The organism is Gammaproteobacteria bacterium (assembly GCA_029882975.1).
Lineage (GTDB): Bacteria > Pseudomonadota > Gammaproteobacteria > SZUA-152 > SZUA-152 > JAJDNG01.
In genome coordinates, this window is sequence record JAOUJW010000028.1 from 64627 (window position 1) to 71858 (window position 7232).

General features: G+C 50.1%; 5 protein-coding genes and 3 pseudogenes. 7 read left to right on the plus strand and 1 reads right to left on the minus strand.

What is annotated here, in order from left to right:
* Nucleotides 1–106 precede the first annotated feature (106 nt).
* Complete coding sequence (glmS, locus tag OEY58_17660; GenBank protein MDH5327286.1) at nt 107–1939, plus strand: glutamine--fructose-6-phosphate transaminase (isomerizing); 1833 nt, start codon at nt 107–109, stop codon at nt 1937–1939.
* Nucleotides 1940–2210: 271 nt separating this feature from the next.
* Here the strand turns inward: glmS and OEY58_17665 are convergent, their stop codons facing one another.
* Nucleotides 2211–2771, minus strand: coding sequence for a hypothetical protein (locus OEY58_17665; GenBank protein ID MDH5327287.1), 561 nt, complete (start codon nt 2769–2771; stop codon nt 2211–2213).
* A 318-nt stretch (nt 2772–3089) separates the two neighbouring features.
* Between OEY58_17665 and istA the strand changes: the two genes are divergently transcribed.
* The 6 genes and pseudogenes from istA (at nt 3090) to OEY58_17695 (ending at nt 7232) form a co-directional block, all read left to right on the plus strand.
* Nucleotides 3090–4613 (plus strand): IS21 family transposase, encoded by a 1524-nt coding sequence (gene istA, locus OEY58_17670; protein MDH5327288.1) that lies wholly within the window; start codon nt 3090–3092, stop codon nt 4611–4613.
* A gap of 29 nt (nt 4614–4642) precedes the next feature.
* Nucleotides 4643–4789 (plus strand): annotated as a pseudogene (locus OEY58_17675) (ATP-binding protein).
* A 75-nt stretch (nt 4790–4864) separates the two neighbouring features.
* Nucleotides 4865–5269: a transposase gene (locus tag OEY58_17680; GenBank protein MDH5327289.1), complete on the plus strand. Its 405-nt coding sequence runs from the start codon at nt 4865–4867 to the stop codon at nt 5267–5269.
* Complete coding sequence (locus OEY58_17685) at nt 5266–6339, plus strand: IS3 family transposase (protein ID MDH5327290.1); 1074 nt, start codon at nt 5266–5268, stop codon at nt 6337–6339. Before OEY58_17680 ends, OEY58_17685 begins: the two co-directional genes overlap by 4 nt.
* A gap of 45 nt (nt 6340–6384) precedes the next feature.
* Nucleotides 6385–7002: pseudogene (gene istB, locus OEY58_17690) on the plus strand (IS21-like element helper ATPase IstB).
* Between the two features lie 103 nt (nt 7003–7105).
* Nucleotides 7106–7232: pseudogene (locus OEY58_17695) on the plus strand (transposase).

The following is a 7232-nucleotide window of genomic DNA, read 5'->3' on the forward strand; positions in this document are numbered from 1 at the left end:
CCAGTGTCCATAGAATATGCTTCACTATTAGATTGCGTATCATTGATACTTGCTCTTATCCCTGCAGGACAAGAATCGCTTAACTTATTGAATTGGAAATAAAACTATGTGCGGAATTGTCGGCGCAGCCGCTGATCGAAACGTTATCCCTATCTTAATCGAAGGCCTGAAACGGCTGGAATACCGCGGCTATGACTCCGCCGGTGTTGCGGTGATCGACAAGGACGCACAGCTCGCACGTAAACGTTCCCAGGGCAAAGTCGCTGCGCTGGAAAAAAACGTCAAGGATATTTTGGTCGGTAAAAGCGGCATCGCCCATACCCGCTGGGCTACTCACGGCGCCCCCAGCGAGCCCAATGCTCACCCCCACGTCTGTAATGACACCGTGGCGGTGGTACACAACGGCATTATAGAGAACCACGAAGCCATGCGGCGCCAACAAGCCGAGCAGGGTTACCGCTTTACCTCCCAAACCGACACCGAAGTGGTGGTGCACGAAATCTACCAGCACCACATCGAAGAAGGTAAGGATTTGCTGGAAGCCGTAAAACTGACTGTGCAAAAACTCGAAGGTGCTTACGCTTTAGGTGTCATCAGCAAAAAAGAACCCGGTCGATTACTGGCAGCACGCCTGGGCAGCCCCTTGGTTATCGGTATCGGCATAGGGGAGCACTTCATTGCCTCTGATGTGGCTGCCTTGTTACCTGTTACACAGCGATTTATCTTTTTGGATGAAGGCGAAATTGCCGACATGACCAAAGACGCCCTCACTATTTACGATCGTGAGGGTAATGTAGTGCAACGGGAAATCACCGAAAGTGAACTCAGCGCAGACGCGGCAGAAAAAGGCGAGTACCGCCATTACATGCTCAAGGAAATTCACGAGCAATCCCGTGCTTTGGCCGATACCCTGCAAGGCCGGGTTAATAACGGCAAACTGCTGGAACAGTCCTTTGGCGCCAATGCGGCGGAAGTTTTTGATGAAGTACAAGGCGTACACATCATCGCCTGCGGCACCAGCTATCACGCCGGACTTATAGGGCGCTATTGGCTGGAGTCCATGGCCGGCGTACCCTGTAGCGTGGAAGTGGCCAGCGAATTCCGCTACCGCAAACCCGTGGTACGACGCAATTCGCTCATTGTCACCCTGTCTCAATCCGGTGAAACCGCCGATACCTTGGCAGGGTTAAAAGAAGCCAAACGTCTGGGCTTTGGCTATTCCCTGGCCATATGCAACGTACCGGAAAGCTCCTTAGTGCGTGAATCGGATCTGGTGCTCATGACCCGGGCCGGCCCGGAAATCGGCGTGGCCTCCACCAAGGCCTTTACCACACAATTAGTCGCCCTCATGTTATTGGTCATCGCCATGGGGCGGCGCCAGGGGATGAGCGAAGAGCAGGAAAAAAACATCATCGCCCAATTGGAAAGCCTGCCTGCCAAAGTGGACAAAGTGCTGCAGCTGGATGGACAAATTAATGAATTAGCAAAACAGTTCGCTGAAAAACACCACGCCCTGTTTCTGGGCAGAGGGGCACAATACCCGGTGGCCATGGAAGGAGCTCTCAAGCTCAAAGAAATCTCCTACATCCACGCTGAAGCCTACCCGGCCGGTGAACTCAAACACGGTCCCCTGGCCCTGGTGGACTCGGACATGCCCGTCATCGCCGTTGCCCCCAACAACGAGCTGCTGGAAAAACTCAAATCCAACCTGCAAGAAGTCCGCGCCCGCGGCGGTCAGCTTATCGTCTTTGCCGACACCCATGCCGAACTGCAAGACGAAGACGGCGTTCAAGTCCTGGACGTGGCCCCCGTAGACGACTGCATTTCACCCATCATCTACACCATCCCTCTGCAACTGTTGTCCTACCACGTGGCCGTGCTCAAAGGCACCGATGTGGATCAACCGCGGAATCTGGCCAAGTCGGTGACGGTGGAATAGGCGTTCGCATAATACACTTCTGTTAATCTGACCAAATATAGTCGAAAACTGGTTATTAAAGTCGTAAACAGGCTGAGTTAGTAAGTTGGATAAGTTTTTGTCATTGCTATTAACTCCCAAGAATTATATGTATACATTGCAGCGGTGGTAGACTTTTACATGGAAACCCTGTTCCTAAGAAAGGCAGTCCATTTAATGTAGAAGCTGAGTGTTGCAAATGAGGCGTAGTGTAGTTTGCATCTGGACGTGCGGCTTGTTAGCAGGTAATACTCTATAAGTCATCGAGGTTAGAGATATTACTTAGGTTGCTTACAGCGTGAAGCTCTGTACCATGCAAATGACGCTCATTATCCCATACAGCAAAAAGGTTCTTTGTTCCAGGATTTTCATAATCATTTAGATAGAATTTATATATATCCAAGAATAATTGCTCTAAGTACTTTGCAATTCTATTATTGCACTCGTAGAAAGTGACATATAATGTTTCCTTCTCCGGCCATTTTTTCTTTATATGGTCGTTGATTCTGCCCTCAGCCAGTCCTTTTCCAACATAAACACAAAGCATGGTGTAATTGTCATGATCATCGCAATTATCATAGTCAACCCATAGATGGTAAACGCCAGTTTTATTTCTCAAGCCCTTCAAATAGTCTTTGTGCGTTAAATCCTTAAGTTGGAAGCATTCTTCAAGAGGGACTTGAGTACAAAAAGCACTCTTGTTTACGATATCACTAGCGGATGGTGGGCAGACGAGCTCCACAGCCGTGATTTTATCGAAATCTAAATAATCGGGATTTTGACAAGGGAAGTCTTGATCTACGCATTTTGGCATCTAGAGTAATTTCCTTTATCGGCTATCGGTAAATTATACGGCTCTATAGGTGCATATTCCGGCCGAACATGAACACCCATTCCGGTTCAAGATGAACACTCATTCCGATTTAACGTGAACGCTCATTCCGGTTCAAAATGAACACTCATTCCGGTTCAAAATGAACACTTTTACCGGGTATTCCGGAATCGGTGTTCATGTTGCCGGAATGAGTGTTCATTTTGAACCGGAATCCATTCTAACGCATTGATTCTTCAATAATTTGGTACCCTTCCTCACTTTTGGGGGAGCACTACCGTGGCGATGAAGAGAATTGCAATGCGAAAAATACGAGACGTCTTACGATTACGCCTGCAAGCCGGGCTTTCCTACCGGCAGATCCAGGCCAGCACTAAGGTCAGTACTGGCGCATGCCAGCAACTGGTCACCAAAGCAGAGGGGTTAGGGCTGAGCTGGCCTTTGCCTGACGAGCTCAACGACGAGCGCTTGGCTGCACTGTTCTACCCCAAGTCCGATACCCAGACCTCCCAGCGCTACGTCGTTCCCAACTGGGCCGACATCCATCAGGAACTCAAACGCAAAGGGGTCACCAAGCAATTGCTATGGGAGGAGTATACCCACCAGCACCCAAACCGTTGTTACAGCTATTCCCAGTTTTGCGAACGCTACAGGTGCTGGTTTGGTTTGCAAAAACGCTCCATGCGCCAGCACCATCGGGCCGGTGAAAAGTGTTTCATTGACTACTGCGGTCCCACCTTGCCCATTATTTGCCGTTACACCGGTGAAGTCCAACCGGCGGCTGTATTTGTGGGTGTGTTGGGCGCATCCAATTACACCTATGCTGAAGCGACCTGGACACAGGCATTGCCCGACTGGCTGGGCAGTCATGTACGTATGTTCGAGTTCTTCGGTGGCACTCCCGACATGTTAGTCCCGGACAATCTGCGCAGCGGTGTCAACAAAGCCTGCCGCTATGAACCGGAACTTAATCCCTGCTACCAGCAACTGGCTTCACACTATCAGGTGGCGGTTATGCCGGCTCGTCCGTATAAACCCAAGGACAAAGCCAAAGCCGAGGTGGGCGTCCAAGTGGTGGAACGTTGGATCATGGCTCGGTTACGTCACCATAGTTTTTTCTCACTGGCTGAGGCGAATCAATGTATACGGGCCTTGCTCAATGAGCTGAATAAAAAACCTTTTAAACAGTTGCCGGGCAACCGTCTTGAGGCTTTCCAGAAACTGGATCAACCTCAATTACGCCCCTTGCCCAAGCTGCCTTATGAGTTTGTGGATATCAAATCCGTGAAGGTTAACATCGACTACCACGTCAGTTATCAAAAGCACCTGTACTCGGTTCCTCATCAATACGTGGGCGAGACTTTGGAACTGCATGCCAGTGATACCCTTGTCAGTGTGTACTTTAAACAACGTCAAGTCGCTTCACACCCACGCAGCCGTCGGGCGGGCACTACGACCCAGGCCGCTCATATGCCCGAACGCCACCGCAAACAGCACCAATGGAGCCCGGGCCGTCTCAAGAACTGGGCCAAGGATATAGGACCTGACGTGTTGTACTGGGTCACTACACAACTTCAGAGCAGACAACACCCCGAACAGGCTTATCGAGTTTGTCTGGGCCTACTTAACCTCAGTCGACAATATCCGGCCCATCGTCTGGAGCGCGCCTGCCAGATCGCACGCCAGCAACAGCTGTGGAAACTCAAGCAAGTCAAATCCCTGTTGCAGTCCAATCTCGACCGCTTGCCCGATCCTATGGATGCAAGCAATACGCCGTTACCGCAGGATCACGAAAACATCCGTGGCCCTAAGAGCTTTCACTAAAACACCGTCAACAACAAAAGGAGATAAGCATGACACAACAAACACTGAACCAACTACGTGAACTTAAACTGGGCGGTATGGCAAGCGCTCTGCAAAATCAACTGGAGCACATCGGCACCTATGAGTCTTTGTCCTTTATCGAGCGCATACAGCTATTGCTGGACCAGGAACCCCTTTGTGTCAACCTGGTGTCATACAGTCACCGTATGAGATAACATATATTTAAGGGCCATAAAACCAGGAAGAGTAGGATGCCAAAATCAACACCAGTACTACCCAATAATCAAATTACACCAGAGCCATCATTGGAAAAGCGCACGCGCCGTCGATTTCCACCTGAATACAAATTACGCATTATTGCTGAGGCCAATGCGTGCAAACACGGGGAACTGGGAGCCATGTTACGCCGTGAAAAACTATACAGCAATCAACTAGCGGACTGGCGTCGGGAGTACGCGGAGCATGGAGTTGATGGGCTCAGTAAAAGCACACCCGGCCCTGTGGCGTCTAAAACGCCGGAGCAACGCCAGATCGAGCAACTCACCAAGGAAAATGAGAAATTGACCCGTAAGCTTGAAGTGGCAAACGATTGCCTGGATCTTCAAAAAAAAGCCTTATCGATGCTCGATCGTTTACGCAATGGGAGCGATGCATGAAGATGGTCATAGAGCAACGCCCTGATAGATTACCGTTGAGTATTGCTTGTGAAGCACTATTACTCAATCGTAGCAGCGTCTATGCGAGACGCAAACGAGGGGATAATCCCCCGTCCGGACGATCTCGCAAAGCAGCCGTGCAACCTCGGGCACTGAGCGAACAAGAGTGCACACACGTGATTGAGACTCTGCACAGTGAAACCTATCGTGATCAGCCACCGGCTGAGGTTTACCAACGCCTGCTGGAGGAAGATAAATACCTGTGCTCAATCAGCACCATGCATAGATTACTACGAAAACAAGGTGAAAATGGCGAGCGTCGCTGCCAACGTCCAGCCCAGCATCATGCCATCCCTCGACTATTAGCGGTAGCCCCTAATGAAGTATGGACCTGGGATATCACCAAGCTGCCTCTTCACCGTCGGGGCGTCTATTTGTCTTTGTACGTGGTGTTGGACTTGTTTAGCCGATTTGTGGTTGCCTGGATGATCTCGAAGAAAGAAAACAGTGCTTTATCCAAGCAATTGATGAGCGAGGCCATTACGCGCTATCGCATTGCACCGGGCCAACTTACTGTACATCAGGATCGTGGGACCCCCATGACTGCTCACGGTTACCTGGAGAATATGACAGAGTTGGATGTTACGTGCAGCCATAGTCGGCCGCGAGTGAGCAATGATAATCCGTATAGCGAAAGTCAGTTCAAAACACAGAAGTATCAGCCCGATTATCCAGGTCGCTTCGAGAACATCGCCCATGCTCGGCAATGGTGCGAAGAATATTTCCAGTGGTATAATTTCAAACATCATCATAGCGGTTTGTCTGGTTTCACACCTGAACAGGTATTTACGGGTCGTTGCCATGAAGTGGCAAAGCACAAACAGAAAACACTCGACGGATACTTCAAAGAACATCCAGAGCGTTTTGTTCAGGGGCGCCCCGGCGTAAAGTTACCACCTGAATTCGTTGCTATAAACCCTATTGCCGTAGAAGACGGCGTCAATGTACCAATAAGTGATCAGGTGAACTTTCCGACATTGACTGCCGCCGGTTATGTGAGTGGTAAATAGATGTTAATTAATAAATAACTGTACATATGAGGTTGACACGTTCCGGAACATCTGGTTCGTGAACAGCGAAAGAAAACACGCTTGATCCATCAGGCGCACTTCAGGCTTAACGCCGACATCACGGATCTAGATTATCGGCCTACACGCAACCTCAAATCAGCCCAGGTAGCGCAACTGGCTCAAGGGGCTTGGATTAGCAAGGCTCAGAATCTTTTGATTACCGGCGCCTGTGGTTGCGGTAAGACCTATCTGGGCTGTGCTCTGGGGCATGCGGCCTGTCGCCTTGGTTTCAGTACACGATACTTCAGACTCTCACGGCTGATGTTATCGCTAACCCAAGCCAAAGCCGATGGCAGTTACCACAAGTGGCTCAAGAATCTGGCTAAAACCCAGCTATTGATCATTGATGACTGGGGTATAGAGCCCCTGAGTGCCGCACAGCGCAATGACATGATGGAGATTATGGACGACCGCCATGGCAGCACCTCCACCATGGTGCTCAGCCAGTTGCCCACCGACCAGTGGTACGCCACCATCGGCGATAATACCCTGGCGGACGCCATTCTTGACCGACTGATGCACAATGCGCATCGCCTGCAGCTCAAAGGGGAATCCATGCGCAAAATCACCGACAACTTGACCCAAGATGAACACCTGGGTTAAAAACATCCCTGGCCGATGCGTTGGAAAACCGGGTGTTCATGTTGCCCCGGAATTTGTGTTCATCTTCGTCCGGAATCGGTGTTCATTTTGGCCGGAATATGCATATCAAGCCAAATACCCAAAAGCGGTGGATTGTTTGGTTAAGGACCGAAAATCTTTGCTAACGTTTTATGATTTTCCTGCCGAACATTGGCCACACATACGTACCAGCAACCCGATTGAATCCACCT